Source organism: Antarcticimicrobium sp., assembly GCF_029212575.1.
GTDB lineage: Bacteria > Pseudomonadota > Alphaproteobacteria > Rhodobacterales > Rhodobacteraceae > Antarcticimicrobium.
The window spans coordinates 12,221-36,320 of the sequence record NZ_JARGPK010000038.1 but is presented as its reverse complement, the minus strand read 5'-3'; the positions used below and the strand labels follow the sequence as shown (position 1 = coordinate 36,320).

29 protein-coding genes are annotated in these 24,100 nt (G+C 65.2%); 17 read left to right on the top strand and 12 right to left on the bottom strand.

The genetic code is table 11. The annotated features are described in order from the left end of the window. Positions 1–88: 88 nt before the first annotated feature. The 4 genes from P1U75_RS07225 to P1U75_RS07210 all read right to left on the bottom strand — a co-directional run bounded on the left by P1U75_RS07225 (position 89) and on the right by P1U75_RS07210 (position 1,694). The gene (locus P1U75_RS07225; protein WP_300241508.1) at positions 89–241 is read right to left on the bottom strand and encodes a hypothetical protein; all 153 of its coding nucleotides are present in this window, start codon (positions 239–241) and stop codon (positions 89–91) included. A gap of 56 nt (positions 242–297) precedes the next feature. Next, positions 298–900, bottom strand: coding sequence for a pyridoxamine 5'-phosphate oxidase family protein (locus P1U75_RS07220; RefSeq protein WP_300241505.1), 603 nt, complete (start codon positions 898–900; stop codon positions 298–300). 14 nt (positions 901–914) lie between these two features. Then, entirely contained in the window at positions 915–1,388 is a 474-nt protein-coding gene (locus P1U75_RS07215; RefSeq protein WP_300241502.1) for a nuclear transport factor 2 family protein, read from the bottom strand. Between the two features lie 96 nt (positions 1,389–1,484). Continuing rightward, entirely contained in the window at positions 1,485–1,694 is a 210-nt protein-coding gene (locus P1U75_RS07210; protein WP_300241499.1) for a hypothetical protein, read from the bottom strand. Between the two features lie 207 nt (positions 1,695–1,901). Between P1U75_RS07210 and P1U75_RS07205 the strand changes: the two genes are divergently transcribed. The 3 genes from P1U75_RS07205 to tig all read left to right on the top strand — a co-directional run bounded on the left by P1U75_RS07205 (position 1,902) and on the right by tig (position 5,475). Continuing rightward, positions 1,902–2,486 carry a TetR/AcrR family transcriptional regulator gene (locus tag P1U75_RS07205; RefSeq protein ID WP_300241496.1) on the top strand — a complete coding sequence of 195 codons (585 nt, stop codon included), beginning with the start codon at positions 1,902–1,904 and terminating at the stop codon, positions 2,484–2,486. Positions 2,487–2,839: 353 nt separating this feature from the next. Next, positions 2,840–3,949: a porin gene (locus P1U75_RS07200; RefSeq protein ID WP_300241494.1), complete on the top strand. Its 1,110-nt coding sequence runs from the start codon at positions 2,840–2,842 to the stop codon at positions 3,947–3,949. A 191-nt stretch (positions 3,950–4,140) separates the two neighbouring features. Continuing rightward, positions 4,141–5,475, top strand: coding sequence for a trigger factor (tig, locus tag P1U75_RS07195; RefSeq protein WP_300241492.1), 1,335 nt, complete (start codon positions 4,141–4,143; stop codon positions 5,473–5,475). Positions 5,476–5,580: 105 nt separating this feature from the next. On the opposite strand, the gene P1U75_RS07190 is transcribed toward tig, so the two are convergent. From P1U75_RS07190 to rpsF, 7 genes are all read right to left on the bottom strand, one after another. Then, positions 5,581–6,519 carry an acyl-homoserine-lactone synthase gene (locus P1U75_RS07190; protein ID WP_300241489.1) on the bottom strand — a complete coding sequence of 313 codons (939 nt, stop codon included), beginning with the start codon at positions 6,517–6,519 and terminating at the stop codon, positions 5,581–5,583. A 137-nt stretch (positions 6,520–6,656) separates the two neighbouring features. Beyond that, a complete protein-coding gene (locus P1U75_RS07185) occupies positions 6,657–7,358 on the bottom strand; it encodes an autoinducer binding domain-containing protein (RefSeq protein ID WP_300241487.1) in 702 nt (233 codons plus the stop codon). A 51-nt stretch (positions 7,359–7,409) separates the two neighbouring features. Then, positions 7,410–7,811: a helix-turn-helix transcriptional regulator gene (locus P1U75_RS07180; RefSeq protein ID WP_300241485.1), complete on the bottom strand. Its 402-nt coding sequence runs from the start codon at positions 7,809–7,811 to the stop codon at positions 7,410–7,412. Between the two features lie 185 nt (positions 7,812–7,996). After that, on the bottom strand, positions 7,997–8,476 hold the full coding sequence (locus P1U75_RS07175) for a lytic transglycosylase domain-containing protein (RefSeq protein ID WP_300241483.1): 480 nt from the start codon (positions 8,474–8,476) through the stop codon (positions 7,997–7,999). A 164-nt stretch (positions 8,477–8,640) separates the two neighbouring features. Next, positions 8,641–9,270 carry a 50S ribosomal protein L9 gene (gene rplI / locus P1U75_RS07170; RefSeq protein WP_300241480.1) on the bottom strand — a complete coding sequence of 210 codons (630 nt, stop codon included), beginning with the start codon at positions 9,268–9,270 and terminating at the stop codon, positions 8,641–8,643. Between the two features lie 12 nt (positions 9,271–9,282). After that, complete coding sequence (gene rpsR, locus P1U75_RS07165) at positions 9,283–9,510, bottom strand: 30S ribosomal protein S18 (protein ID WP_005982441.1); 228 nt, start codon at positions 9,508–9,510, stop codon at positions 9,283–9,285. 26 nt (positions 9,511–9,536) lie between these two features. Then, positions 9,537–9,896, bottom strand: a complete 360-nt coding sequence (gene rpsF, locus P1U75_RS07160; RefSeq protein ID WP_300241477.1) for a 30S ribosomal protein S6 — start codon at positions 9,894–9,896, stop codon at positions 9,537–9,539. Positions 9,897–10,147: 251 nt separating this feature from the next. On the opposite strand from rpsF, the gene P1U75_RS07155 reads away from it, so the two are divergent. Further along, complete coding sequence (locus P1U75_RS07155; RefSeq protein ID WP_300241475.1) at positions 10,148–10,666, top strand: hypothetical protein; 519 nt, start codon at positions 10,148–10,150, stop codon at positions 10,664–10,666. Positions 10,667–10,787: 121 nt separating this feature from the next. After that, complete coding sequence (locus P1U75_RS07150; protein WP_300241473.1) at positions 10,788–11,363, top strand: YceI family protein; 576 nt, start codon at positions 10,788–10,790, stop codon at positions 11,361–11,363. A 310-nt stretch (positions 11,364–11,673) separates the two neighbouring features. Here the strand turns inward: P1U75_RS07150 and P1U75_RS07145 are convergent, their stop codons facing one another. Continuing rightward, positions 11,674–12,921 (bottom strand): cytochrome b/b6 domain-containing protein, encoded by a 1,248-nt coding sequence (locus P1U75_RS07145; protein WP_300241470.1) that lies wholly within the window; start codon positions 12,919–12,921, stop codon positions 11,674–11,676. 161 nt (positions 12,922–13,082) lie between these two features. Between P1U75_RS07145 and fabD the strand changes: the two genes are divergently transcribed. The 12 genes from fabD to P1U75_RS07085 all read left to right on the top strand — a co-directional run bounded on the left by fabD (position 13,083) and on the right by P1U75_RS07085 (position 24,040). After that, the gene (gene fabD / locus P1U75_RS07140; RefSeq protein WP_300241467.1) at positions 13,083–14,018 is read left to right on the top strand and encodes an ACP S-malonyltransferase; all 936 of its coding nucleotides are present in this window, start codon (positions 13,083–13,085) and stop codon (positions 14,016–14,018) included. A 53-nt stretch (positions 14,019–14,071) separates the two neighbouring features. Beyond that, on the top strand, positions 14,072–14,809 hold the full coding sequence (gene fabG / locus P1U75_RS07135; protein WP_300241464.1) for a 3-oxoacyl-ACP reductase FabG: 738 nt from the start codon (positions 14,072–14,074) through the stop codon (positions 14,807–14,809). Positions 14,810–15,021: 212 nt separating this feature from the next. After that, positions 15,022–15,255 (top strand): acyl carrier protein, encoded by a 234-nt coding sequence (locus P1U75_RS07130; protein ID WP_300241462.1) that lies wholly within the window; start codon positions 15,022–15,024, stop codon positions 15,253–15,255. A gap of 215 nt (positions 15,256–15,470) precedes the next feature. Next, positions 15,471–16,214 (top strand): 1-(5-phosphoribosyl)-5-[(5-phosphoribosylamino)methylideneamino] imidazole-4-carboxamide isomerase, encoded by a 744-nt coding sequence (locus tag P1U75_RS07125; protein ID WP_300241459.1) that lies wholly within the window; start codon positions 15,471–15,473, stop codon positions 16,212–16,214. A gap of 161 nt (positions 16,215–16,375) precedes the next feature. Beyond that, positions 16,376–17,641, top strand: a complete 1,266-nt coding sequence (gene fabF / locus P1U75_RS07120) for a beta-ketoacyl-ACP synthase II (protein WP_300241457.1) — start codon at positions 16,376–16,378, stop codon at positions 17,639–17,641. Beyond that, a complete protein-coding gene (mltG, locus tag P1U75_RS07115) occupies positions 17,641–18,801 on the top strand; it encodes an endolytic transglycosylase MltG (protein WP_300241455.1) in 1,161 nt (386 codons plus the stop codon). The genes fabF and mltG overlap by 1 nt, the downstream gene beginning before the upstream one ends. 217 nt (positions 18,802–19,018) lie before the next feature. Beyond that, complete coding sequence (locus P1U75_RS07110) at positions 19,019–19,363, top strand: hypothetical protein (RefSeq protein ID WP_300241452.1); 345 nt, start codon at positions 19,019–19,021, stop codon at positions 19,361–19,363. Continuing rightward, complete coding sequence (locus tag P1U75_RS07105) at positions 19,356–20,642, top strand: terminase family protein (RefSeq protein ID WP_300241510.1); 1,287 nt, start codon at positions 19,356–19,358, stop codon at positions 20,640–20,642. Before P1U75_RS07110 ends, P1U75_RS07105 begins: the two co-directional genes overlap by 8 nt. A 162-nt stretch (positions 20,643–20,804) precedes the next feature. Further along, complete coding sequence (locus P1U75_RS07100) at positions 20,805–22,010, top strand: phage portal protein (protein ID WP_300241450.1); 1,206 nt, start codon at positions 20,805–20,807, stop codon at positions 22,008–22,010. Further along, positions 22,007–22,228 (top strand): hypothetical protein, encoded by a 222-nt coding sequence (locus P1U75_RS07095; protein ID WP_300241448.1) that lies wholly within the window; start codon positions 22,007–22,009, stop codon positions 22,226–22,228. The genes P1U75_RS07100 and P1U75_RS07095 overlap by 4 nt, the downstream gene beginning before the upstream one ends. Before the next feature lie 37 nt (positions 22,229–22,265). Continuing rightward, the gene (locus P1U75_RS07090; RefSeq protein WP_300241446.1) at positions 22,266–22,862 is read left to right on the top strand and encodes an HK97 family phage prohead protease; all 597 of its coding nucleotides are present in this window, start codon (positions 22,266–22,268) and stop codon (positions 22,860–22,862) included. Further along, positions 22,859–24,040 carry a phage major capsid protein gene (locus P1U75_RS07085; RefSeq protein WP_300241444.1) on the top strand — a complete coding sequence of 394 codons (1,182 nt, stop codon included), beginning with the start codon at positions 22,859–22,861 and terminating at the stop codon, positions 24,038–24,040. Before P1U75_RS07090 ends, P1U75_RS07085 begins: the two co-directional genes overlap by 4 nt. Positions 24,041–24,100: the final 60 nt, after the last annotated feature.

The following is a 24,100-nucleotide window of genomic DNA, read 5'->3' as shown; positions in this document are numbered from 1 at the left end:
GTCGACCTCACCAGTCGAGGAGATCGTACTCTGAATAAACGGGGGCGGCGCGCGCCGCCCCCTTTTGCAGGGTTACAGTTTTGCAGGGTTACGGTTGACCGCGCGGGATGAGACCGCCGGCATCGGCGAACCGGGTCGACGGGCCCTCGTCGGCGCTGGCCGGTTTCGGCAGGGTGACGGGCAGGAGAACGACACCGGCCAGCAGCGCGGCGATGATGGAGTTCAGCAGATCGGTCTTCATTTCAAATGTCCTTTCGGTCAGGAGAGCGGTGGGCAGGGCGCCGGTTGGAAAAGGGTTCATTTCTGTCCGCGGGCAATCACATCGCGGAGCGCGTCATTCTCGGCCTTCAGGGCCTTGATCTGATCCGCGACATCCTCGGTGTTCAGCCGTTGCGGGATATGTTGCGGACAGTTCCAGTCGAGCGCGGCCACGCGGATGGTGATGAGCCGCTCCACTTGCCCGGTGCCGGGGGTTGGAACACGGGTGGCCAGGTCGCCGTCGTCGGGGTCGGCAATCTCGACATGACCCCAGATCTTTAGCCGCCGGGCGTGGACGTAATCCATCAGGATCAGGGCAACCCGCTGGTTCCGCGTCAGGTTGCCCAGGCTGATGTACTGGCGGTTTCCGCTCAGATCGGCATAGGCGATGGTTTGGTCGTCCAGCACCCGCAGGAACCCGCGCGGACCGCCGCGGAACTGGACATAGGGCCAGCCGGTTTCCGAGACCGTGGCCTGGTAGAACCCGTCGATCTGTTCGATGAAGGTGCGCTCGGCGGGGCCGATCCGGTCGCCGCCCTGTCTGTCCTCAGACAGCAGCCGGGCATAGCGCCCGCTGCCCATACGTTCCTGCTGGGCAAGAACCGAGGGGGTGAAGGCGACCTTGGCAAAGGCTACGGGCATATCGGAACTCCCTGTCACAGACCGAGGTCGGTCAGACCGGGGTGATCGGCCGGGCGCGGGCCGAGCGGCCAGCGGAACAGCCGCTCCGCCTCGTCGATCGGCCTGTCGTTGATGCTGGCGATGCGGCGCTCCATCCGGCCGTCCGGCGCAAATTGCCAGTTCTCGTTGCCGAAGGAGCGGAACCATTGCCCGCTGTCATCGCGCCATTCATAGGCGAAACGCACCGCGATGAGGTTCCCCGCAAAGGTCCAGAGCTCTTTGATCAGGCGATAGTCCAGTTCCCTGTCCCATTTGCGGGCCAGGAAGGCCTCGATCAACTCCCGGCCGGTCAGGAACTCGGCCCGGTTCCGCCACTGGCTGTCGGTCGTGTAGGCCGGTGCAACCAGGCTGGGCGTCCGGCTGTTCCAGGCATCCTCGGCGGCGCGTACCTTTTTCAGCGCGGTTTGCTCGGTGAACGGCGGAAGCGGGGGGCGGGTATCTTGGGTCATCTGCTCTTGTCCATTTGTTGATGTCTGCCCCGGCCGGTGGGAGATCTTGGGGGGAGTATTCCGGCCGGGGCAGGTTCGGGGCGCGCGGTTTCGGGATCAGCGCGCGGCGCCCCTTGTCTCTGCGATCAAGCGCCGGACCACCCCGCGCGGGAGCGGGCGGCTTGCCCGGGTATCCGGCAGCAACGGGAAGGCAGTCTTCGGCATACTTACCAGGCACAGATCGGGGTGGCTGGCCTGCGCTGGCGGGTTGGCGAACAGCGGTATGTCCAGGGCCAGCGCGGAAATCGAGACGTCGAACTTGGTCACGGAGAGATCCTTTCCGGGTTTACCGATCTGTCAATCATCTTTGGAAGGTGAACAGATCGGTTAATAGATTCAAGATTTTTTCGTCCGTTTCAGCACGTGATCCGCTAGTGTTGGTAAGGATCACCTTCTAGTAATCTGAAAATAAGTAAAAAAGATTGACGATATTTTCACCTTATGATTTACAGATCGGTAAATACATGAGGCGCTATGAGACCAAATAAACGCTCGGAACTGATTCGAAATTCCCTGAACCTGTTCTACAGAAACGGCTTCCATGCGACCGGCATGGACATGGTGGCCGCCGAAACCGGGGTGTCGAAAACCTCGATCTACAAGCACTTTCGCTCCAAGGAGGATCTGATCCTCGCGGTGTTGCGCCTGCGCGACGAGGATTTCCGCAACTGGCTTTACCGGCGGATGGAGGAACTGGCCGACACGCCACTGGGTCAGCTCATCGCGATCTACGACGCGCTGGAGGAATGGTTCGCCCGGCGCGAGTTCCAGGGCTGCATGTTCATCAAGGCCAGCGCGGAATTCCAGAAAAAGGAAGACCCGATCAATGCCCAGTCCGCCGAGCACAAGCGGTTGCTGCTGGATCACTTCACGGTGCTGGCAACGGCGGCCGGGCTGGAGGACCCGCCGGGGATCGCACGCCAGCTGCTGATCCTGAAGGAGGGCGCCATCGTTCTGGCGGCGATGACGCATGACAAGGCGCCGGCACGGGACGCCCGGGCCGCAGCGGTGGAGCTGTTGAAGGCACAGGGGAAACAGCCTGTCGGAAGGGGCACTTAGATGGCGGGCCGGGCCCCGGACCCGTGCACCCCATGCCGGCGAGGTCGGCCGGGCAAAGCTGCAGCGGTCTGGGGGGATGTGCAGGAGCGAACGAAGATCCAGCATGCCGTTCATGCGGCGTATTCGACAATCTAAACACCCAGTTCAACACCAGAAAGTCATCACCGGGGCGGGTTGCAAGGTGGCTTACGTGGCGGCGTTTGTGCAGGTTTGCACAGCTTGTGTTCCGGGTGGTGCCCTGCGGCAACAGAAACCGTGCAAGTGCAGAAATGAACCAATCAGTTTAGGTTGCGATCTGGCGGCTTGGCGGCCCGCACTTAGGTAGAGGGCGCAACCAATGGAGACCCAACACGATGTCCAACCTCCTCCTCAAGACCTTGTCGCTGACCGCCGCCACTGCGGTTCTGGGCAGCCCGGCACTAGCCGGCCCGACATATGAGAGCGCCAATGGCGGCAGCTTCACGTTTTACGGTCACCTGAGCCCGTCCTACCTGTCGGTGGACGACGGCGTGAACTCCTACAACGAGGGTGCCGACAACTCCGGCTCACCGAGCCGGATCGGGTTCTACCTGCGTCAGCCCTTCGGTCCGAGCAAATTCCAGTTCAACTTCGAGACCTCCTTCGCCCTGCGCGGGACCGGCAGCCTGGACCAGGGCGCGGCGCCCAACTGGGTCGACTGGGACCGGTCCGATATCCGCAAGATCGACTTCAGCCTGTCCGGCACCTACGGTACCTTCTCGATCGGTCAGGGCAGCATGGCCAGCGACGGCCTGACCGGCGCCGACCAATCGGGGACCGGCCTGTCCGCGACCGTGGCAACCGAAGACCTTGCCAGCAGCTTCCAGTTCACAACCACCGCCGGGGCGCTGTCGGGGATCGAGGTCGGCGATGCCTTCAATTCGCTAGACGGTGGACGCCTTGGCCGTGTTCGCTATGACAGCCCGTCGTTCAACGGCTTCACCTTCTCGGCGTCCTACGGCACCGATATCCTGAAGACCGGCAATGACGACAAGGCCTATGACGTCACCCTGCGCTATGGCAAGGCGCTTGGCGAATTCGATCTCGACGGTGCCCTGGGCGTGGTCTGGACCGACAAGGCCACCGGAACCGATACCCGCGATACCGTGGCATCGTTCAGCGCGCTGCACAGCTCGGGCCTCAACGGTACAGTAGGTTATGGCGACCGCGATACCTCCGGCAACTACGCCTATGTCAAACTGGGCTACAAGGCGGACCTGTTCGCCATCGGTTCGACCGCGGTTTCGCTGGACTTCTACAGCGGCGACGATCTCGTGACACCGGGGTCGGAATCGGAATCCTACGGTTTGGCCGTCGTGCAGAATATCGACAGGCTGAACATGGAAACCTACCTGGGCTATCGCGAGTATTCCTATGAGGATACCAGCGCGACAGCCTACAACGATCTGACCGCGGTCATCTTCGGGGCCCGCTGGAAGTTCTGATCGGGCTCCTTTCCTCCGGCCCGATCAGGCAGTTCGCCGCATTTGTGGCGGGCTGTTTTCGCGCCGGGGGCAGGGGTGTTTCCGCCGGTGCTGCCGCAATGGCCCTTGCACAGCCGGGCGCGGACACATAGAAGGCCACAAATTTGACGCGCGCGCGGCTTTCGCGCGCTTTCGACTCTATGGGGAATATGATGCAGGTCACCGAGACGCTGAACGAAGGTCTGAAGCGCGCCTACAAGCTGATGCTGACGGCGCAGGAGCTGGACGACAAGGTCAACGAGAAACTGGCCGAGGCCCAGCCCGAGGTTGAGATGAAGGGTTTTCGCAAGGGCAAGGTCCCGATGGCGCTGCTGAAAAAGCAGTTTGGCCAGCGCCTGATCGGCGAAGCCATGCAGGAAGCTGTCGACGGTGCCATGAACAAGCATTTCGAGGACAGCGGCGACCGCCCGGCGCTCCAGCCCGAGGTCAAGATGACCAATGAGGACTGGTCCGAGGGCGACGATGTCCTGGTCGAGATGGCGTACGAAAAACTGCCCGAAATCCCCGAAGTGGACCTGACCTCGGTCAGCCTGGAGCGGATGGTGGTCAAGGCCGACGATGCCGCCGTTGACGAGGCGCTGAGCAGCCTGGCCGAGACCGCGCAGGATTTCAATGCCCGCGAAGAGGGTGCCGCGGCGCAGGACGGCGATCAGGTCGTGTTCGATTTCGTCGGCAAGGTCGATGGGGAGGCCTTCGAGGGCGGCTCGGCCGAGGATTACCCGCTGGTGCTGGGCTCTGGCCAGTTCATCCCCGGTTTCGAAGAGCAGCTCTCCGGCGTCAAGGCGGGCGAGGAAAAGGACGTCACCGTCACTTTCCCCGAGGATTACCAGGCCGAGAATCTGGCCGGCAAGGAAGCCGTGTTCTCCTGCACCATCAAGGAGGTGAAGGAGCCGGTCGCCGCCGAGATCAACGATGAACTGGCGACAAAATTCGGCGCCGAGGATCTGGCCGCGCTGAAGGGCCAGATCGCCGAGCGGCTGGAGGCCGAATACGCCGGCGCCGCCCGCGCGGTGCTCAAGCGCGGGCTGCTGGACACGCTGGACGAGATGGTCAAGTTTGACCTGCCGCCGAGCCTGGTGGAGGCCGAGGCAAAGCAGATCGCGCACCAGCTGTATCACGAGGAGCATCCGGAAGATCACGGCCACGACCATGGCGAGATGGAGCCGACCGAAGAGCACAAGGCACTGGCCGAGCGCCGCGTGCGCCTCGGGCTGCTGCTGGCCGAGCTGGGTCAGAAGGCCGAGGTCGAGGTCACCGATGCCGAGATGACCCAGGCGATCATGAACCAGGCCCGCCAGTATCCGGGCCAGGAACGCCAGTTCTTCGAGTTCGTGCAGCAGAACGCCCAGATGCAGCAGCAGCTGCGCGCGCCGATCTTCGAGGACAAGGTCGTGGACTACGTCTGCGAACTGGCCACGGTGACCGAGAAAGAGATCTCCAAGGACGAGCTGCAAAAGGCCGTCGAAGACATGGAAGACGAAGACTGATCCGTTTCACAGCGGTGAAGCGCAGCGGGCCGCCCATTGGGCGGCCCGTTTTCATTTGCGGGGCAGGGAACCGGGGGATCCGTTACCCGGTCCCGATGGAGTTCCCTACTTGGCGGCCACAAGGACCGATTGCCGCGCGCCACGCGCGCTGGCGCGGGTCATCCGGCAAAGTTCGGCGGCGCTGTTCGTGCCGAGTTTGTCCGACAGGGCTTCGACCAGGGCCTGTGCCGCATTGATGTCGGATTGGGATTTCGCATTGAGTATCTGCTCGCAACAGTAGAGTTGCAGCGCGTTGATCCGAGGGGTCTTTCGCTTCGCGGGCATCGGGTGCGCCTTTTCGGTCTTTGCATTGGACGACATTCGGGCAGCAGCGGGTCGAGACGCCTGTTGTGCGCGGTTGCGCTGGAACAGCTCCTCGGCGCTGTCTTCGGTCAGAAACACATCGTGGCGGATCTCGGCAAAGTCACGGATCGCCTGGATACGGTCCTCGGAGCAGTCCATCAGCGCCGCCATTGCCGTGACCTTGCCCATCGGTTTGGGTGAGCCAAGGTAATCGCAAGGCGCATTGGCCGAGCGGATCATCACCCGGTTCATCACCGGGTCGATCACCGCGACGGCATCCAGCACCCCGGCCTCGCGAGCGTATTCAAAGGCCCCGATCATCACCTCGCTGGTCACATAGGAGATCGAGTTGCGCGTCTTGCCGCCGCCCAGCTTGGCGGTGTCCACGCAGAACCGGGTCGCCTCCCAGATCCGTGAACTGCGCAGGGGCGGTTCACCATCAAGCAGGTCGTTAAAGACATCGGACAGCATGTGCGGACCCGTCGTTTGCAGCAGGCGCATGCAGCCGACGACGTCGCCGTCCGCGTCGAGGCAAACCACATGCGCAGGATCGAGGCTGTCGAAAACATCCGCCTCACGACCGTCCCGCACCGTAACGTCCCAGCCGAGACGTCCCTGGAACACCCGCGCCCGCAGTTTGTGCATTTCATCCAGGACCCCCTGGAATCTGTGTTTGTTTAGTGCGTCGATTACGATGATCATTTGCATCCCCACAAGTCGTCACGTTTACACATGGTTATCCATAACCATCACGCCGACCATTAGGGATTTCCCGTAGTGCCGTGAGGGGGGGCGGCGTTCGCCGCCGGGAACGGGAATAGGCGGCCGCGGGCCGGGGCTCAGCTCGGGTAGATCAACCCGAGTCCGATCGCCCGCCCGACCGCCTGCGCGGTGGTCAGCGCGCAGAGCTTCTCGCGGCTGGAGCGCAGGTGTACCTCGACGGTCCGATGCGAGATCGACAGGATGTCACCGATGTCCTGCTGGCTTTTTCCTGCGGCAACCCACTGCAGGATCTGCATCTCGCGCATGGAAAGGGAAGGGCGGCGCAATGCCTGTTGCAGCACCCCGGAGCGCATCACGTTGTCATGCATGTGCACGGCGGCGAATTGCAGATCGCCGATCACCGCACGCTTTTGTTTTTTCCATTCGGTTTTATGGCAATCGCGGGTGACGCTGAGCAGGCCGCATTCGCCATAAGGCCCGCGTACCGGAACGGTCAGGCCGCAATTGGAAATGCCGAAGTCATGCGCGTCGAAGAACACGTCGCGGAAATGCGGGTGATCGGTAAAACGATTCCAGTCCACCGGCGCGATGCTTCTTGCGGACTGGTACAACGTTGGATCGACCCGGTGCATGCCGCGCCGGCCATAGTGCAGCTTCCATTCATCGGGGTAGTTGGCGTAGCCCTGGACATCCCCGGTAATCGGATGCGACGTGGCGTAGGAGGCAAAGTCAAACCCCAGTTCGCGGCACAGATCGTTCAGAAAGGACGTGAAGTTGTCGCCGGTATCAGGAACCGTGCTGAGGTCGATCAGGTTCAAGTTCGCGCCTCCCCCGGGGCCTGTCTGCTGCGGTCAGGCCTTGCGCCCGTGTCAGGTCGCCACCCGAATCGATTGTTCAAGCGGCGCTTCGGCCATTGACCTGACGATAGCCAGAACCGCGCTGCGTTGTGAACTGGGAAGCTGATGGAACAACTCCATCATCTGGATCGACTCCTGATCGGACAGAAACGCCATGCGGTTTTCCGGTTTGCCAGAATCGTCGTCGCCGTCCCGGACCGGGCGAATCCCCTGGAAAAAATACTCGATGTCCACGCCCAGCTTTTCCGCAACCGCCCAAAGCCGCGATGCGCTGACCCGGTTGGCGCCGGTTTCGTATTTCTGGATCTGTTGAAAGCGCACGCCGATCGCCGCCCCAAGCTCGGACTGGCTGATCCCCAGTGCGTAGCGCCGCGCCCGGATCCTGTTGCCGACGAAAACATCAATCTCGTTCATAAATCACCTTCGGTCCCTAAACCCCGTCCATACAGGCACAAAGTGCGGCAGCATCGATGCTACCGCCTACATCGTCACCATTTAGTTATTTTTATTGTTCTGCCCTAAACAAGGCAGTGAGGCAATTGCAATCAGCCGATAGTTGCAACCGGCGGTTCCGCACCGCCAGACCGGGCCGACCGGGATCAGATCAGTCCGGTTTCCTCCAGCATGCCACGGCGCTTTGCCTCGTAGTAATAGCCGCGCGCATACCAGCCCACGGCTTTGTCATAGCTGCCGTCCGACACCAGCCAGGCACCGCGCAGGTATTTCACCGCGTATTTCAGGTTGGTGCCGGCCTCCAGGAGCTGGTTCGCGTTTCCGCGAAATCCCATGCCGCGGGCGGTTTTGGGGTGAATCTGCATCAGCCCGTAGTAGGGGCCGTTGCGCGCCCCGGGCTGGTGGGTGCTTTCGCGGATCACGACGCGATGCACCAGTGCGCGGGGCACCTCGTAGTGATCGGCCCATTTGTTGATGAGTCGGCGCAATTGCGGTGTTTCGTTGGGGTAGAGCGGCGGATCGGAGGGGGCGTTACGGCTGGAGCGATGGACACGCCGCCCGCATGCGGCGACCAAGAGCGGGGCAGAGAGGACAAAAAGCGCGCGTCGGCGCGTGAAATGGGTCATGGGATTACCTGTGCGTGTTGCTGGCTCCACTCTACCCGGGTTGCGTGGCGGCAAGAAGGCAGCGGTTTGACATGGGCGGCGCATTGCCGGCGACGGGACGCCCGCGAAACGAAAAAGGGCCGCACGTTACCCGTGCGGCCCCCTTGATAAGCGCTCGGATCCGGTCAGGAGGCGGTTTCGTCGCCTTCGGGGGCGGCCGCTTCGCGGCTGGTTTCGCCCATGTCCTCGTCTTCCGACGCGGCGCTGCCGATGTCGTCGAACAGTTCCGAGATCTCGAACTCGGCCTGCGCCTCTTCCTCGGCGGCCAGTTCCTGGATCGACTTGCCCGAGGCCTGCAGCTCGGCCTCTTCGGGCGAGCGGGCCACGTTCAGCGCGATGGTGACCATGACCTCGGGGTGCAGGTGCACCTCGACCTCATGCAGACCAAGCGTCTTGACCGGCTGGCGGATGATGACCTGCTTGCGGTCGAGGGTGAAGCCTTCCTCGGTGGCCACGTCCGCGGCGTCGCGGGTGGTGACCGAACCATAGAGGTTGCCGCCGTCGGAGGCTTGGCGAATCACCACGAACTGCTGGCCGCCGAGACGCTCGGCCAGATCCTCGGCTTCTTTCTTGGTTTCGAGGTTGCGCGCCTCGAGCTGGGCTTTTTGCTGTTCGAAAGAGGCGATGTTCTCTTTCGACGCGGTCAGCGCCTTGCCCTGAAGCAGCAGGTAGTTGCGGGCGAAGCCGGGCTTGACGTCGACGACGTCGCCCATCTGGCCCAGCTTGGCCACGCGTTCGAGAAGGATAACTTGCATCAGGCTTTCTCCTTACTTCACAGCGTAGGGCAGCAGGGCGAGGAAGCGGGCGCGTTTGATGGCGCGGGCCAGTTCACGCTGCTTCTTGGCCGAAACGGCGGTGATGCGCGAGGGCACGATCTTGCCGCGTTCGCTGATGTAGCGCTGCAGCAGGCGGGTGTCCTTGTAGTCGATCTTGGGTGCGTTGTCGCCCGAGAAGGGGCAGACCTTGCGGCGGCGGAAAAACGGTTTAGCAGCCATGTCTTAGCGTCCTTTCTTCGGGTTGATCAGCGACGTTCGCGGCGGTCGCCGCGGTCACGGTCGTCGCGCTTCTGCATCTGAATCGACGGGCCTTCTGCGTGTTCGTCGACCTTGATGGTCAGAACCCGCATCACGTCGTCGTGCAGGCGCATCAGGCGTTCCATTTCCTGAACCGCCGGCGCGGGTGCGTCGGTCTTCAGAAAGGCATAATGCCCCTTGCGGTTCTTGTTGATCTTGTAGGCCATCGTCTTGACGCCCCAGTACTCGCTCTCGACGAGTTTGCCGCCGTTGTCGGCGAGGACGGTGCCGAAGTGCTCGACAAGGCTTTCGGCCTGCGTGTTGGAAAGGTCCTGACGCGCGATCATGACATGCTCATAAAAAGGCATGTGCTCTCCTGTTTCTGTCAAGGCGCATTTCATAGGTGGGGCCATTCCCTTTCGCGGCCCCGCCACGAGAGACTGCGCGGTTAGGTTCGTGGTGCGAAAGGATGGCCTCGTATACACGTTTCAGCCGGGGGGACAAGCCTGCTTGGACGTGGGCCGGGGTGCCCGGCGAATTCCACCTCCTTGCCGCAATCCTGACGCATTTCGGGCCGGAAATGGGCAGCGGGGCCGGGCAACTGGACAGAGCTGCTGAGATGGGACAGATAGATTTCGCGGGGCTTGGGCCGGTGGCGCCGGAGCCATATGCCGGTGACGGCACCCCGGTTCACGTGGGGTTCGGGCCGCGGTTCGCGCTGGTTCCGGTGTTCTTTCGCTTCATCGGGACCTTTCTGATCCTGGTGGCGGCGGCGATGTGGGTCCTTCCCGGCAGCGCGTCGGATGCGGATCTGGTGCTCATGAAACTGGGCGCGTCGCTGTTCTTCCTGTTCTGCGGGGTGGCGCTGGTGATGATCCATCACGAAGAAAACGCGCCCGAGGTCTGCTTTGACCCGATCCGGCGCGAGCTTCGGGTGCTGGTCAAATCCGCAGACGGCCAGCCGCATGTGGTGTTGCGCCGCGGGTACGACAGCCTGGGCCGGGTGCATTTTCACAATGGCCGGGTCGAGCTTTACGATTTCGATGGTCGTCTGCTGCTGGGGCTGCGCGTTGCGGATCCGGTCCGGCGCGCGGCATTGGAAAACCAGTTGCGCCAACTGGTGAACCTTTGCAGCTGATCCGGTCGGTACTGTTCACCTGATCACAGGTCCTGTTGGATTTTACGGCCTTGTTTGCAGCCGCAGCAAAAGCAATTTGATCTCCATCTGAAACCGAAAAAAACCAATCGGAGATAATGGAATGAAATCCGCTTTGCTTGCTGCCGCCCTGTCCGCGGTCGCCGCTACCGCCGCTGTTGCCGCACCCGAGAAATACGTGCTGGATTCCAGCCACAGCCAGATCGTGTTCAGCTACAACCACCTGGGCTTTTCCACCGGCTACGGCATGTTCTCGGGCTTCGAGGGCGAGATCATGTTCGATCAGGAAGATCCGGCCAACTCCAGCGTCTCGGTTGCGATGCCGGTGACCTCGATGCTGACCGGCTGGCAGGAACGGTTCGATCACTTCATGTCGCCGGATTTCTTTGACGCCAGCGATGACGAGATGGTCAGCTTTTCCTCCACCGGGATCGAGGTGACGGGCGAGACCACCGCCAGGATCACCGGCGAGTTGACCCTGAACGGGGTGACCAAAGAGGTCGTGCTCGACGCCGTGCTGAACCAGGCGGGCGATCACCCGATGGCGGGCAAGCCCTGGGCCGGGTTCAGCGCCAGCACCACGCTCGTGCGCAGCGACTACAACCTGGGCAAGTTCGCCCCCTACATCAGCGACGAGGTTGCCGTCGAGTTGTCGATCGAGGCGATGAAGGCCGAATAAGCCGCCCCGCCTCGCGCGATACGACCGCCGGCGCCCGATGGCGCCGGCGGTTTTTTGTGTGGTTTGCTGTTGCCGGCGTGCCCGGACTTCCGTGTCGTGCTTGGGGTGGGATTGGGTTCCCAGGATCTTTTTCAGTTGCGGCTATAGCCCTGATGCCCTTGCGCCCTAGCTTCTTACCGAGACATGGCGGGGCCGCCGGTTGGGGTGGCAAACGGCCCGCCGAACAGGGGTGTGGAGTTAACAAGTTGCCGCCGGGGCCATTTGGCGCCGGCGGCTTTTCTTCATGGGATGTGCGGGGCTCTGCGCAGGGTCAGGACAAGGGGCGCGGGCCGCGCTGCGCGATGAGGTCGACCGCCACCTCGACCCCGTGGCCGAGCGATCCTGCGTCGGCCATGCTTTCCCCGACGCCAAAGGCCAGCCTGTCCAGCGAGAGCGCGCCGGTCATTCGCGCGGTGTCGCCGTCGATCTCCAGCGCGAAGGGCAATTCGATCACCATCTCGACCCCCTTCAGGCTGAGCGGGCCGCGGACGATGTAGCCGCCTTCGGTCCTGATGATCTCGCCGCGGAAGACGGCATGCGCGAACCTTTCGGCATCGAAAAAGTCGGGGCCCATCGCCTGTGCCGTGACCGAGCCGAGCGTGAGCGAGGGGATCGAGACCTGAACCTCGACCGACCCGGCGGGACCGGGGAGGGCGCGGTCGGTAAAGGTGATTGCGGCGGTCCAGTCGTCGAACCGCCCCGTGACCGCGCTGCCCATCTGTCGCACGGTGATCTCCAGCGTGCCTTCCTGCACCTGCCAGTCGGAGGCGACCTGTTCCAGCGCGGCGCTCTGCGGGGTGCTGTCGCGCAGCGCGGCCTGACCGCTCCAGCCGCCGAGACCCAGCGCGACGATCCAGACCAGCCCGGCCAGCACCGGTGGCAGGGCGGCATGGCGCACGGCAGGCGGGCGCGGCCCGGCACCGAACCCCGGCAGCATCCGCTGCAGGGTGAAATCGCGGTCGATCACGAAATGCTTGAGCGCGCCGGCCACATGGGCCAGCAGGGCGGCGACCAGTACCAGCATGGCGACATAGTGGATGGCGCCAGACATCTCGGCCACCGCCCCGCTTTTCGGCACGAAGGGCAGCGACTGGCCAAAGGGCCAGAGGATCGGTGCAAACCCGGTGGTGGCGGCATGGTGCACCCAGCCCGACAACGGAACCAGAACCAGCGCGCCGTAAAGCAGCCAGTGAACCAGCTCGGCCGCAGTTGCCTCCAGCCGGTCGTCGGCGTTGAGCAGCCCGGGGCGTTTCTGCGTCACGGTCCAGAGGATGCGCGCCAGCGCGGTGAAGAACACCGCGACGCCCACGGTCTTGTGCAGGGAGAACAGCAGAGCGGCGCGGGCCACCTCGGTATCCGTGGCGCCGCTGGCCGGGTCGGTGACCTGGTGGGCGAGGTCCGAGGCGATCCAGCCCAACGGCAAGGCGGAAAGGATCAGCAGGGCGGTCAGCCAGTGAAATGTCTTGGTGACAGCACCGTAGCTCTGGGACGTGTTGGAAAGCGTGTTGCCGGGGGGCATTGGGGGTGCTCCTGATTTATTGTACTCTGAAAGAATGCTTTGCCGTGAACTTACGCCGCGGCGCGGCGCGGACAACGGGCGTCCGGGCACAGCCCCGGCGCGCCATTGCACAGAGCGGCGCGGCGGTCTATTCCCGGCGCATAGGCAAGCAGGAGGACGGCATGAGCCGCGCATTCGTATTCCCCGGGCAGGGGGCGCAGACCATCGGCATGGGCCAGGCGCTGGCCGAGGCCTATCCGGCCGCCAAAGCGGTGTTCGACGAAGTCGACGCGGCGCTGGGGGAGACGCTGAGCGCGTTGATCTGGGACGGGGACATCGAGACGCTGACCCTGACGCAGAACGCGCAGCCGGCGCTGATGGCGACCTCGCTGGCGGCGATGCGGGCGCTGGAGGCCGAGGGCGTGGGCATTGATGCCGCCATTTTTGTCGCGGGGCATTCGCTGGGCGAATATTCCGCGCTCTGCGCTGCCGGTTCGATCAGCCTGTCGGATACCGCGCGGCTGCTGCGCACGCGGGGCCGCGCGATGCAATCGGCGGTGCCGGTGGGCGAGGGGGCGATGGCCGCCGTTCTGGGGCTGGATCTGGACGCGGTGCGCGCGGTGGCCGAGGAGGCCGCCCAGGGCGAGGTCTGCCAGGCTGCCAATGACAACGACCCGACGCAAGTGGTGGTCTCGGGCGCCAAGGCGGCGGTCGAACGCGCCGCCGAGATCGCCAAGGCAAAGGGCGCCAAGCGCGCCATCATGCTGCCGGTGAGCGCGCCGTTCCACTGCGCGCTGATGCGGCCCGCCGCCGAGGTTATGGCCGAGGCCCTGGCCGGGGTCGAGATCAAGGCGCCCGCCGTGCCCCTGATCGCCAACGTGCGCGCCGAGGCGGTCAGCGATCCAGACATGATCCGCGCGCTGCTGGTCGAACAGGTCACCGGCGCTGTCCGCTGGCGCGAGAGCGTGCAGTACATGGCCGCCCAGGGCGTGACCGAGACCTGGGAGATCGGCGCCGGCAAGGCGCTGTCGGGGATGATCCGCAAGATCGACCGCGCGATTGCCGGCAGGGCGGTGGGCGCGCCGGACGACGTGACGGCCGCGGTCGAAGCTATGTGATTTGAGGCCGGGCGCTCGATGGGGTGTCCGCGCAAGCAGAAAGGAACAGGACGATGTTCGATTTGACGGGCAAGACGGCGCTGGTCACCGGCGCTTCGGGCGGCATCGGCGGCGCGATCGCCAGGGCGCTGCATGGCGCGGGGGCGACTGTGGGGCTTTCGGGCACCCGGACCGAGCCGCTGGAGGCGCTGGCCGCCGAGTTGGGCGAGCGTGCCTTCGTGCTGCCCTGCAACCTGAGCGATCCGGCGGCGGTCGAGGCGTTGCCGAAACAGGCCGCCGAGGTGATGGGCGGGGTGGATATCCTGGTCAACAATGCCGGAATCACCCGCGACAACCTGTTCATGCGGATGTCCGACGACGAATGGCAAAGCGTGCTCGACGTGAACCTCACCGCCACCTTCAAGCTGTGCAAGGGGGTACTGCGCGGCATGATGAAGGCGCGCTGGGGCCGGATCGTGAACATCAGCTCTGTCGTGGGGGCCACCGGCAACCCGGGGCAGGGCAACTATGCCGCCTCCAAGGCGGGCGTGATCGGCATGTCGAAATCGCTCGCCTCCGAGGTGGCGAGCCGGGGAATCACCGTCAACGCGGTGGCGCCGGGCTTCATCGCAACGGCGATGACCGACAAGCTGACCGACGACCAAAAGGCCAAGATCAACGCACAAATCCCGGCCGGCCGCATGGGTGCTCCGGAGGAGATTGCCGCGGCGGTTCTTTATCTCGCCAGCCCGGAGGCCGCCTATGTCACCGGTGCGACCTTGCATGTGAACGGCGGGATGGCCATGCTATAGAAGCGCTTTCGCCGCACAAGCGAAAGCGTTTGCCAACGCGCCGGACTATGCTATAGGCGGCGCACATTTGAGGCGACGGCCGCGCGCGGCCGGCTCCTGCCACATCCCGGACCTCCGGGACCGAGCCGCCCGGACCGGGCAAAACCAAGCCACCCCGAGTGGGCGAGGGCAAAAACTGGGGCCAGAGGCCTCGAACGGAATGAGGAAGAGACATGAGCGACGTCGCAGATCGCGTTAAGAAGATCGTTGTGGAACACCTGGGTGTTGAAGAGGCGAAGGTGACCGAGAGCGCCTCGTTCATCGACGATCTTGGCGCTGACAGCCTGGATACCGTTGAACTGGTCATGGCCTTCGAAGAAGAGTTCGGCATCGAGATCCCGGATGACGCCGCCGAGACCATCCAGACATTTGGCGACGCGGTGAAGTTCATCACCGAAGCCTCCTGATCGGGGCAGGTTTCCCCAAACGAATTTGCGGAGCGGCGTCCTTATCGGGGCGCCGTTTCTCGTTTCCGCCCCCATGATATATAATCGATGGTGTCCCGCGACGCGGGCCCGGGTGCCGCAAACGGTGCACGCGATGCCGAATGCGTGTGATCGTGGCCGTTGGCACCGGCTAAGCTGCCCGAGCCGGAGGAGCCGGTGTGCGAGAGGGGGAACCGATGATCATTTACCCGACGATGGAATTGCAGAACGGGCGCTGCGTCACGCTGGATCGGGGGCGGCTGGACGCGCCGATGATCTGGCATGTCGATCCGGTGGAGACCGCGCGCGGGTTCGCCGCCGCGGGGGCCGAATGGATGCACCTGACCGATTTCGACGCGGTCGAGGGCGGCGGTGGCAACGCCGAGCTGGTCGAGGAGATCATCCGTGCCGCCGGCATCCCGGTGCAACTGGGCGGCGGCATGCGCAGCCGCGAGGTGGCCGAACGCTGGATCGACAAGGGGGCCGGACGCATCGTGATCGGCACCTGGGCCGCGCGGGAGCCCGAGGCAGTGCGGGAACTGGCCAAATATCATCCCGATCAGATCGTTCTGGCGGTGGATGTCTGGCAGGGCCAGGTGATGACCGAAGGCTGGCGCACCGCGAGCGCCTTTACCCCCGAGCGCTTCATCGAGGCCTTTGGCGATGCCCCCTTTGCCGGGATCGTGGTGACCGATGTGGACAGCGATATGGAGGATGTCGAGGCGCAGCTCGGCCTGATTTCCGGACTGGCGCAAAAGGCCCGTGCCCCCGTGATTGCGAGCGGTGTCGTGCGCAACGCGGATGACATCGCGCGGCTCAAGTACATCCACAATATCGCCGGTGTGCTGGTCGGCCGGGCGCTGTTTCGCAAGACGCTCGATCTGGCCGAGGCGCTGCAGGTGGCCCAGCCCGGCCCGGAACCCGTAGCGGAGTTTCTATAGGGCGGGGCGCGCGCAACGACGCGCTGCAATCGGCGTCGCCAGGCGGAATATTCCCTGAGCATCACAAAGGAAGCGGCACAGAAGGTGCCGTTACTCTTGCCCCCATCCCCCGGGGCGGGGTATGAGCGGATTTCAGGCGGATTGAGGCAAGAGGGTTGTTCATGCGCAGAGTCGTTGTAACCGGGCTGGGATTGGTGACACCGCTGGCCTGCGGAGTCGAGGAAACCTGGACCCGGCTGCTGGAGGGGCGAACCGGAGCCGGAACGATCACGCGGTTCGATGCCGCCGCCAGTGGCGTGACCACCACCTATGCCTGCGAAGTGCCCTTTGGGGACGGCAGCGACGGCACATTCAACCCCGATGACTGGATGCTGCCGAAGGAACGGCGCAAGGTCGATGATTTCATCCTTTTCGGCGTGGCCGCGGCCGACATGGCGGTGCGCGACTCCGGCTGGATGCCGGAAGCCGACGAAGACCGCGAGCGGACCGGGGTGATGATCGGCTCGGGCATCGGCGGGCTGAACTCGATCGCCGATACCGCCCTGCTGATCAAGGAACGCGGGCCGCGGCGGGTTTCGCCGTTTTTCATTCCCGGGGCGCTGATCAACCTGATCTCCGGGCAGGTCAGCATCCGCTTTGGCTTCAAGGGACCGAACCACGCGGTGGTGACGGCCTGTTCCACCGGCGCGCATGCGATTGGTGATGCCAGCCGGCTGATCCGCCACGGTGACGCGGAAGTCATGGTTGCGGGCGGCGCCGAGGCGGCGATCAGCGAGATCGGCATCGCCGGCTTCAACGCCTGCAAGGCGCTGTCGACGAAATACGGAGACACCCCCGAGTTCGCCAGCCGGCCCTATGACAAGGACCGGGACGGCTTTGTCATGGGCGAGGGTGCCGGTGTCGTGGTGCTGGAGGAATACGAGCACGCCAAGGCACGCGGCGCCAAGATCTATGCCGAGGTGCTGGGCTACGGCCTGTCGGGCGATGCCTATCACATCACCGCGCCGTCGGAGGATGGCGAGGGCGGCGAACGCTCGATGCGGGCGGCGCTGAAGAATGCCGGGTTGCAGCCGGGGGATGTGGATTACATCAACGCGCACGGCACCTCGACCATGGCCGACACCATCGAGCTGGGCGCGGTGGAGCGGCTGCTGGGCAATGCGGCGGCCAAGGTGACGATGTCCTCGACCAAGTCGATGACCGGCCACCTGCTGGGCGCGGCCGGTGCGATCGAGGCGATCTTCTCGATCCTGGCGATCCGCGACCAGGTGGCGCCGCCGACGATGAACCTGGACAATCCCGCGGTGGAGTCGCCGGTGGATCTGGCCGCCAACAAGAAACGTGAGCGCGAGATCAACGTGGCGCTGTCCAACAGCTTTGGCTTTGGTGGCACAAATGCGAGCGTCGTGTTCGGAAAGCCTGAGTAATGTGGCGCAGCCTTGCCTCTAACATGCTGACAATCCTTGCGATTGTCCTGTTTCTGTTGGCCGGCGTGATCCTTTGGGGAAAGGCGCAATACACCGCCGAGGGGCCGCTGGAAACGGCGATCTGCCTGCGCGTCGAGCGCGGCAGCACCCTGACGCGGGTGAGTCGCGAGCTGGAAGAGCAGGGCGCGATCACCAGCGGCACCATCTTTCGTGTCGGCGCCGATTACTCTGACAAGTCCGGCCATCTCAAGGCCGGCAGTTTCCTGCTGCGCGAGGATGCCTCGATGGAAGAGATCGTTGCGCAGATCACCCGCGGCGGCGCCAGTACCTGCGGCACCGAGATCGTCTACCGGGTTGGTGTGACCCGGACGCAGGTCGAAGTGCGAGAGCTGGATCCGGCGACGCGCACCTTTGTCGAGAAGGCCGAGTTCGATCTGAAATCCGGGGAGTTTCCCGAGGTTTTTGTACAAAAGCAGGCCCAGGCCGACACCCGGTTCCGGATCGCGGTGGCCGAGGGGGTGACAAGCTGGCAGGTGGTCGACGCGCTGAAGGCGATCGAGGTGCTGGGCGGCGAGGTCGGAACCCGGCCGCAGGAGGGCATGCTTGCGCCCGACAGCTACGAGGTGGCGCGCGGCGACGACCGGGGCGCCCTTCTGGCCGAGATGCAGGAGCGGCAAGAGCAACGCATCGCCGAGACCTGGGCGGCGCGGCGCGAAGGCCTGCCATTCGATACCCAGGAAGAGATGCTGATCCTGGCCTCGATCATCGAGAAGGAAACCGGGGTGCCGGACGAGCGCGGGCAGGTGGCCAGCGTGTTCATCAACCGGTTGGAGCGCGGCATGCGGCTTCAGACCGATCCGACGGTGATCTATGGGATCACCAAGGGTGAGGGTGTGCTGGGCCGGGGATTGAGGCAGAGTGAGCTTCGTCGTGTAACGCCTTGGAACACCTATGTAATCGAAGGCTTGCCGCCGACCCCCATCGCCAACCCCGGACTGGCCAGCCTGCAGGCTGCGGTGGCCCCCGAAGAGACCGACTTCGTGTTCTTCGTGGCCGATGGCAGCGGTGGGCATGCCTTTGCCGCGACGCTGGAAGAGCACAACCGCAACGTTGCCAAGTGGCGCCAGATCGAGGCGGACCGGCAGAACAGCAGCGATTGACGGGACCGCGATTCCCCGGGTGAAAGTCAATGATTTGTTAAGGGGACCGTACGCTTGGCGTCCGGTCCTCATGCGTTGCATCTTGACATAACGCACGGTTTCCCGTATAGGTTGTGTCATGCTAGAAGAACTGAATGAACGGCCCCGGGGCATCCCGGCGGCCGTTTTTTCGTTCTCTCGTGCGGAGTTCACCCGCGCATGAGGTCAGAGAACAGAGATGATTTTGATTACCCCGGAGGAACGGATTTCGGACGCGGCCGCCTTGCTGCGGTCGCTGAAGCGGTCGGTTCAGGAGTTGAGGGACATTGCCGAGGCTCTGAAACAGGAGATCGAGACCGGGGGGGACGCCAGCGTGGCGGCGCGCAGCAAGGAATTGGAACGGGCGGGACAGGTGATCCGGTCCTGCCAGAAAGTGGAGGAATGTTTTGTCCAAGAGCAACATCGCAAAGCGGGAATCGCGCAAGGGGGATACGCCCTCGATCTTGAGGCTGCCCGGGCTGAGGTCGGGTGCCGACTGGCTCGCCTCCGGGCCTGCTGCCGTGAGGGAGAGATTCCTGGATGAGATCGGCGAGGGAGGGCTTTGCGCCCTCCCGTTCCTGTTCGAGTTCTGGGCCCTGCCGCACCAGTTGCCCCCGGAGGGCGACTGGCGCGCCTGGGCGATCCTGGGTGGACGCGGCGCCGGCAAGACAAGGGCCGGGGCCGAATGGGTGCGCGCGCAGGTCGAGGGCGCCCGGCCGCTGGACCGGGGGCGTTGCCGACGGGTGGCGCTGCTGGGCGAGACCTATGACCAGGTGCGCGACGTGATGATCCGGGGCGACAGCGGGATTCTGGCCTGTTCGCCGCCCGACCGGCGCCCGGTCTGGAAGGCGAGCGAGCGGCGGCTGGTCTGGCCCAACGGGGCCGAGGCGCAGGCGTTCTCGGCGCAGGATCCGGACGGGCTACGCGGGCCGCAGTTCGATGCCGCCTGGGCCGATGAGCTGGCGAAGTGGCCCAAGGCACGGGAGGCCTGGGACATGCTGCAATTCGCATTGCGGCTGGGCGCGCTTCCGCAGGTCTGCGTGACCACGACGCCGCGCAACCAGGGGGTGCTCAAGGCGCTGCTGGCGGCCCCTTCGACGGTGCTGACGCAGGCCCCGACCGAGGCGAACCGCGCCAATCTTGCCGCGTCGTTCCTGGAGGAGGTACGGGCGCGCTATGCGGGGACGCGGCTGGGCCGGCAGGAGCTGGACGGGGTGTTGATGGCCGACGCGGAGGGCGCGCTCTGGACCGGGGAGATGCTGGAGGCGGCACGGGCGGTTTCGGCGCCGGAGCTGGATCGCATCGTGGTGGCGCTGGATCCGGCGGTGACCTCGGGGGCGGATGCGGATGCCTGCGGCATCGTTGTGGCCGGGGCGCAGCTCCAGGGGCCGCCGCAGGACTGGCGGGCCTGGGTGCTGGCGGACCGGACGGTGCAGGGCGCCGGCCCGGCGGGCTGGGCGCGGGCGGCGATCGCGGCGATGGAGGACTTTGGCGCCGAACGGCTGGTGGCCGAGGTGAATCAGGGCGGGCAGCTGGTGGAGGAGGTGCTGCGCCAGGTCGATCCGCTGGTGCCGGTGCGCGCGGTGCGGGCGAGCCGGGGCAAGATCGCCCGGGCCGAGCCGGTGGCGGCGCTTTATGAGCAGGGGCGGGTGCGGCACCTGGCCGGGCTCGACGCGCTGGAGGACCAGATGGGGCTGATGACGGCGCGGGGATTCGAGGGGGCGGGATCGCCCGACCGGGTCGATGCGCTGGTCTGGGCGCTGCATGAGCTGATCATCGCCCCGGCGGCGCAATACCGGCGGCCGCGCCTGCGGGTGTTGTGAGGTCCCCGCTTTCGCGGGGGAGACAGCCAGCTAGGGGGAGATTTGCCCTGTTGCCATGCCACCGTACGCGCCGTTTCCGGGTTGTTTCCGACCCGCTGTCATAACCGCCTCAAGCAAGCCGGGCGGGGCGACCGCCGGGCCCGGAAAGAGGAGCAACGGGACATGGCATTCGATTTCCTGCGGCGGGGCAAGGCAGGCAAGGCGCCGGAGCGCAAGGCCAGCGCCACCGGGCCGGTGGTGGCCTGGCACAGTGCCGGCCGGGTCGCCTGGAGCCCGCGCGACAGCGCCTCGCTGACGCGGGCTGGGTTCATGGGCAACCCGGTGGGCTATCGCGCGGTCAAGATGATCGCCGAGGCCGCGGCGGCGCTGCCGCTGGTTCTGCAGGACAAGGATCGGCGCTTCGAGGTGCATCCGCTGCTGAGCCTGATCGCACGGCCCAACCCGGCGCAGGGGCGGGCAGAGCTGCTGGAGGCGCTTTACGCGCAGATCCTGCTGTCGGGCGATGGTTATGTCGAGGCGGTGGCGGGGCCGGCGGAATCCGGGGATAGCCTGCCGCAAGAGTTGCATGTGCTGCGGTCGGACCGGATGCGGGTGGTGCCGGGGGCAGATGGCTGGCCTGCCGCTTATGAGTACGCGGTGGGCGCGCGCAAGCACAGGTTCGATGCCACCGGGCCGGTTCCGCCGGTGTGCCACATCCGCAATTTCCATCCGCAGGACGATCACTATGGCTTTGCGCCGATGCAGGCGGCGGCGATGGCGGTGGATGTGCACAACAGCGCGTCGCGCTGGTCGAAATCGCTCCTGGACAATGCCGCGCGGCCCTCGGGTGCGCTGGTCTGGCGTGGTGACGGCCAGGGCGGGATGGCCGAGGACCAGTTCCGGCGCCTGTCCGAGGAGATCGAGGCGAATTACCGCGGCGCGCGCAATGCCGGGCGGCCGATGGTGCTGGAGGGCGGTCTGGACTGGAAGCCGATGGGATTTTCGCCCTCGGACATGGAGTTCCAGAAGACCAAGGAGGCCGCCGCGCGCGAGATCGCGCTGGCCTTTGGCGTGCCGCCGATGCTGTTGGGGATCCCGGGGGACGCGACCTATGCCAATTACCAGGAGGCGAACCGGGCGTTCTACCGGCTGACGGTCCTGCCGCTGGCGAGCCGGGTGGTGGCGGCGCTGTCGGACTGGCTGGGGTTGCATTCGGGAATGTTGGCGGTGTTGAAGCCGGACCTCGACCAGGTGCCGGCGCTGGCTGCGGAGCGCGAGGCGCAGTGGAGCCGGGTGGCGCGGGCCGATTTCCTCAGCGAGGCGGAGAAACGGGCGCTGCTCGGGTTGCCGGCGCGGTCCGATCCGGCGCGGGCGGGGGCGGATGCGTGAGCCGGGTCGAGCAGGCGCCGTTCGAATGCGTGCCGGGGCTGCGGCTGGCGGCGCATGAGCGGGTGAGCGCGGTGCATCACGAGAATGTCTGCCGCCGGCTGGAGCGGCTGGAACAGGCGATGGAGCGGCTGGAGCGGCGGCTGTGGCTCACGGTCTACGGAGTGGTGGCGATGATCCTGGCGCAGGCGTTGCAATCGGTCCTGTCGGCGGGCGGCTGAGCGGGCCGTGCGCGGGGTGCAATTCGAGGAGATGGGAATGAACCAGGGTATCGAGACCGAGCTGGAGACCAAGTTCGCGCGGTTCGGCGACGGGCTGCAGGTGAGCGGGGAGGCGGAGATCGCGGGCTATGCCAGCCTGTTCGGCGTGTCCGACCAGAGTGGCGACGTGGTGGCCAGGGGGGCCTATGCGGGCGCGCTCGAGGCGCTGGCGGCGCGCGGGCAGACGGTGAAGCTGCTGTGGCAGCACGATCCGGCCCAGCCGATCGGCGTCTGGGAGGAGCTGCGTGAGGATGCGCGCGGGCTCTGGGTCAAGGGGCGGTTGTTGCAGGCCACCCAGAAGGGGCGCGAAGCCGCCGCGCTGGTGGCGGCGGGCGCGATCGACGGGTTGTCGATAGGCTATCGCACCAAGCGGGCGGAGCGGCGCGCCGAGGGCGGCCGGCTGCTGACCGAACTGGAGCTTTGGGAGGTGTCGCTGGTGACCTTTCCGATGCTGAGCGGGGCGCGGGTGGCGGCGAAGCAGACGGCGGCCGAGGCGCCGTTGCGGGAGTTGGCGGCGGTCCTTCGGGACGCGCGGCAGAAACTGGCACGGCGTGGGTCGGCCGAACCCGACCCCGGGAACAGGAGGAACGAATGAGCGGGACGAACTTGCCGGCGCAGGCCGGGGACGAGGCGCCTCTGATCCATGAGGTAAAGAACGAGATGTCTGGATTTATACGCGAAATCAGCAGATTTCGGGATGAAATTCAATCTAAACTTCAACAAACGGAAGAGCGACTGACCATGCTTGATCGGAAAACGCACGCGGCGGCGCGGCCGCCCCTGGCCATGGCGGCAGAGCCCGCCGCACCCCACCGCAAGGCGTTCAACGCCTATTTGCGCAGCGGCGACGACGATGCGCTGCGCGGGCTGGAGCTGGAGGGCAAGGCGATGTCCACGGCGGTGAACAGCGATGGCGGCTACCTGGTGGACCCGCAGACCGCTGAGGCGGTGCAGTCGGTGCTGCTGTCGACCGCGTCGATCCGCGCGGTGGCGGCGGTGGTGCACGTGGAGGCGACATCCTATGACGTGCTGATCGACCACAGCGAGGCCGGCGCGGGCTGGGCCACCGAGACCGGGGCCGTCAGCGAAACCGATACGCCGCTGATTGACCGTATCTCGATCCCGCTGCACGAGTTGAGCGCGCTGCCCAAGGCGAGCCAGCGGCTGCTCGATGACAGCGCCTTTGACATCGAGGGCTGGCTGGCCGGGCGCATCGCCGAAAAATTTGCCCGGGCCGAGGCCGATGCCTTTGTCAACGGCGACGGCACCGACAAGCCGACCGGATTTCTGACCCATACCAAGATCGACAACGGATCGTGGTCCTGGGGCAAGCTGGGGTATGTCGTATCGGGTGCTTCCGGGAGCCTGCCCGACGCCGATCCGGTCGTCGATCTGGTCTATGCGCTGGGGGCGCAGTACCGGGCCAACGCCAGTTTCGTGATGAACTCCAAGACCGCGGGCGTGCTGCGCAAGATGAAGGATGCCGACGGGCGGTTCCTGTGGTCCGATGGGCTGGCCGCGGGCGAACCGGCGCGGCTTCTGGGGTATCCGGTGCTGATCGCCGAGGACATGCCTGACGTGGCCGCCGATGCCTTTGCGGTGGCCTTCGGAGATTTCCGCGCCGGCTATACCGTGGCCGAGCGGCCCGATCTGCGGGTTCTGCGGGATCCCTTCAGCGCCAAGCCGCATGTGCTGTTCTACGCCACCAAGCGGGTGGGCGGCGATGTCAGCGATTTCGCCGCGATCAAGCTGCTGAAATTCGGCACCGTGTAACGCGGACCGGATCACGGCGCCGGGCAACCGGCGCCGTGGCGGGCGCGTGCCGGGATAACC

Coding starts and splice junctions, on each gene's coding strand:
- P1U75_RS07150 (WP_300241473.1), top strand. CDS start 10,788: ATGAAATCCGCTTTGCTTGCTGCCGCCCTGTCCGCGGTCGCCGCTACC.
- P1U75_RS07145 (WP_300241470.1), bottom strand. CDS start 12,921: ATGCCCCCCGGCAACACGCTTTCCAACACGTCCCAGAGCTACGGTGCT.
- P1U75_RS07180 (WP_300241485.1), bottom strand. CDS start 7,811: ATGAACGAGATTGATGTTTTCGTCGGCAACAGGATCCGGGCGCGGCGC.
- P1U75_RS07090 (WP_300241446.1), top strand. CDS start 22,266: ATGAACCAGGGTATCGAGACCGAGCTGGAGACCAAGTTCGCGCGGTTC.
- fabG (WP_300241464.1), top strand. CDS start 14,072: ATGTTCGATTTGACGGGCAAGACGGCGCTGGTCACCGGCGCTTCGGGC.
- rplI (WP_300241480.1), bottom strand. CDS start 9,270: ATGCAAGTTATCCTTCTCGAACGCGTGGCCAAGCTGGGCCAGATGGGC.
- tig (WP_300241492.1), top strand. CDS start 4,141: ATGCAGGTCACCGAGACGCTGAACGAAGGTCTGAAGCGCGCCTACAAG.
- mltG (WP_300241455.1), top strand. CDS start 17,641: ATGTGGCGCAGCCTTGCCTCTAACATGCTGACAATCCTTGCGATTGTC.
- P1U75_RS07220 (WP_300241505.1), bottom strand. CDS start 900: ATGCCCGTAGCCTTTGCCAAGGTCGCCTTCACCCCCTCGGTTCTTGCC.
- fabF (WP_300241457.1), top strand. CDS start 16,376: ATGCGCAGAGTCGTTGTAACCGGGCTGGGATTGGTGACACCGCTGGCC.
- P1U75_RS07215 (WP_300241502.1), bottom strand. CDS start 1,388: ATGACCCAAGATACCCGCCCCCCGCTTCCGCCGTTCACCGAGCAAACC.
- P1U75_RS07155 (WP_300241475.1), top strand. CDS start 10,148: ATGGGACAGATAGATTTCGCGGGGCTTGGGCCGGTGGCGCCGGAGCCA.
- P1U75_RS07175 (WP_300241483.1), bottom strand. CDS start 8,476: ATGACCCATTTCACGCGCCGACGCGCGCTTTTTGTCCTCTCTGCCCCG.
- P1U75_RS07200 (WP_300241494.1), top strand. CDS start 2,840: ATGTCCAACCTCCTCCTCAAGACCTTGTCGCTGACCGCCGCCACTGCG.
- P1U75_RS07125 (WP_300241459.1), top strand. CDS start 15,471: ATGATCATTTACCCGACGATGGAATTGCAGAACGGGCGCTGCGTCACG.
- fabD (WP_300241467.1), top strand. CDS start 13,083: ATGAGCCGCGCATTCGTATTCCCCGGGCAGGGGGCGCAGACCATCGGC.
- P1U75_RS07085 (WP_300241444.1), top strand. CDS start 22,859: ATGAGCGGGACGAACTTGCCGGCGCAGGCCGGGGACGAGGCGCCTCTG.
- rpsR (WP_005982441.1), bottom strand. CDS start 9,510: ATGGCTGCTAAACCGTTTTTCCGCCGCCGCAAGGTCTGCCCCTTCTCG.
- P1U75_RS07100 (WP_300241450.1), top strand. CDS start 20,805: ATGGCATTCGATTTCCTGCGGCGGGGCAAGGCAGGCAAGGCGCCGGAG.
- P1U75_RS07225 (WP_300241508.1), bottom strand. CDS start 241: ATGAAGACCGATCTGCTGAACTCCATCATCGCCGCGCTGCTGGCCGGT.
- rpsF (WP_300241477.1), bottom strand. CDS start 9,896: ATGCCTTTTTATGAGCATGTCATGATCGCGCGTCAGGACCTTTCCAAC.
- P1U75_RS07130 (WP_300241462.1), top strand. CDS start 15,022: ATGAGCGACGTCGCAGATCGCGTTAAGAAGATCGTTGTGGAACACCTG.
- P1U75_RS07190 (WP_300241489.1), bottom strand. CDS start 6,519: ATGATCATCGTAATCGACGCACTAAACAAACACAGATTCCAGGGGGTC.
- P1U75_RS07205 (WP_300241496.1), top strand. CDS start 1,902: ATGAGACCAAATAAACGCTCGGAACTGATTCGAAATTCCCTGAACCTG.
- P1U75_RS07110 (WP_300241452.1), top strand. CDS start 19,019: ATGATTTTGATTACCCCGGAGGAACGGATTTCGGACGCGGCCGCCTTG.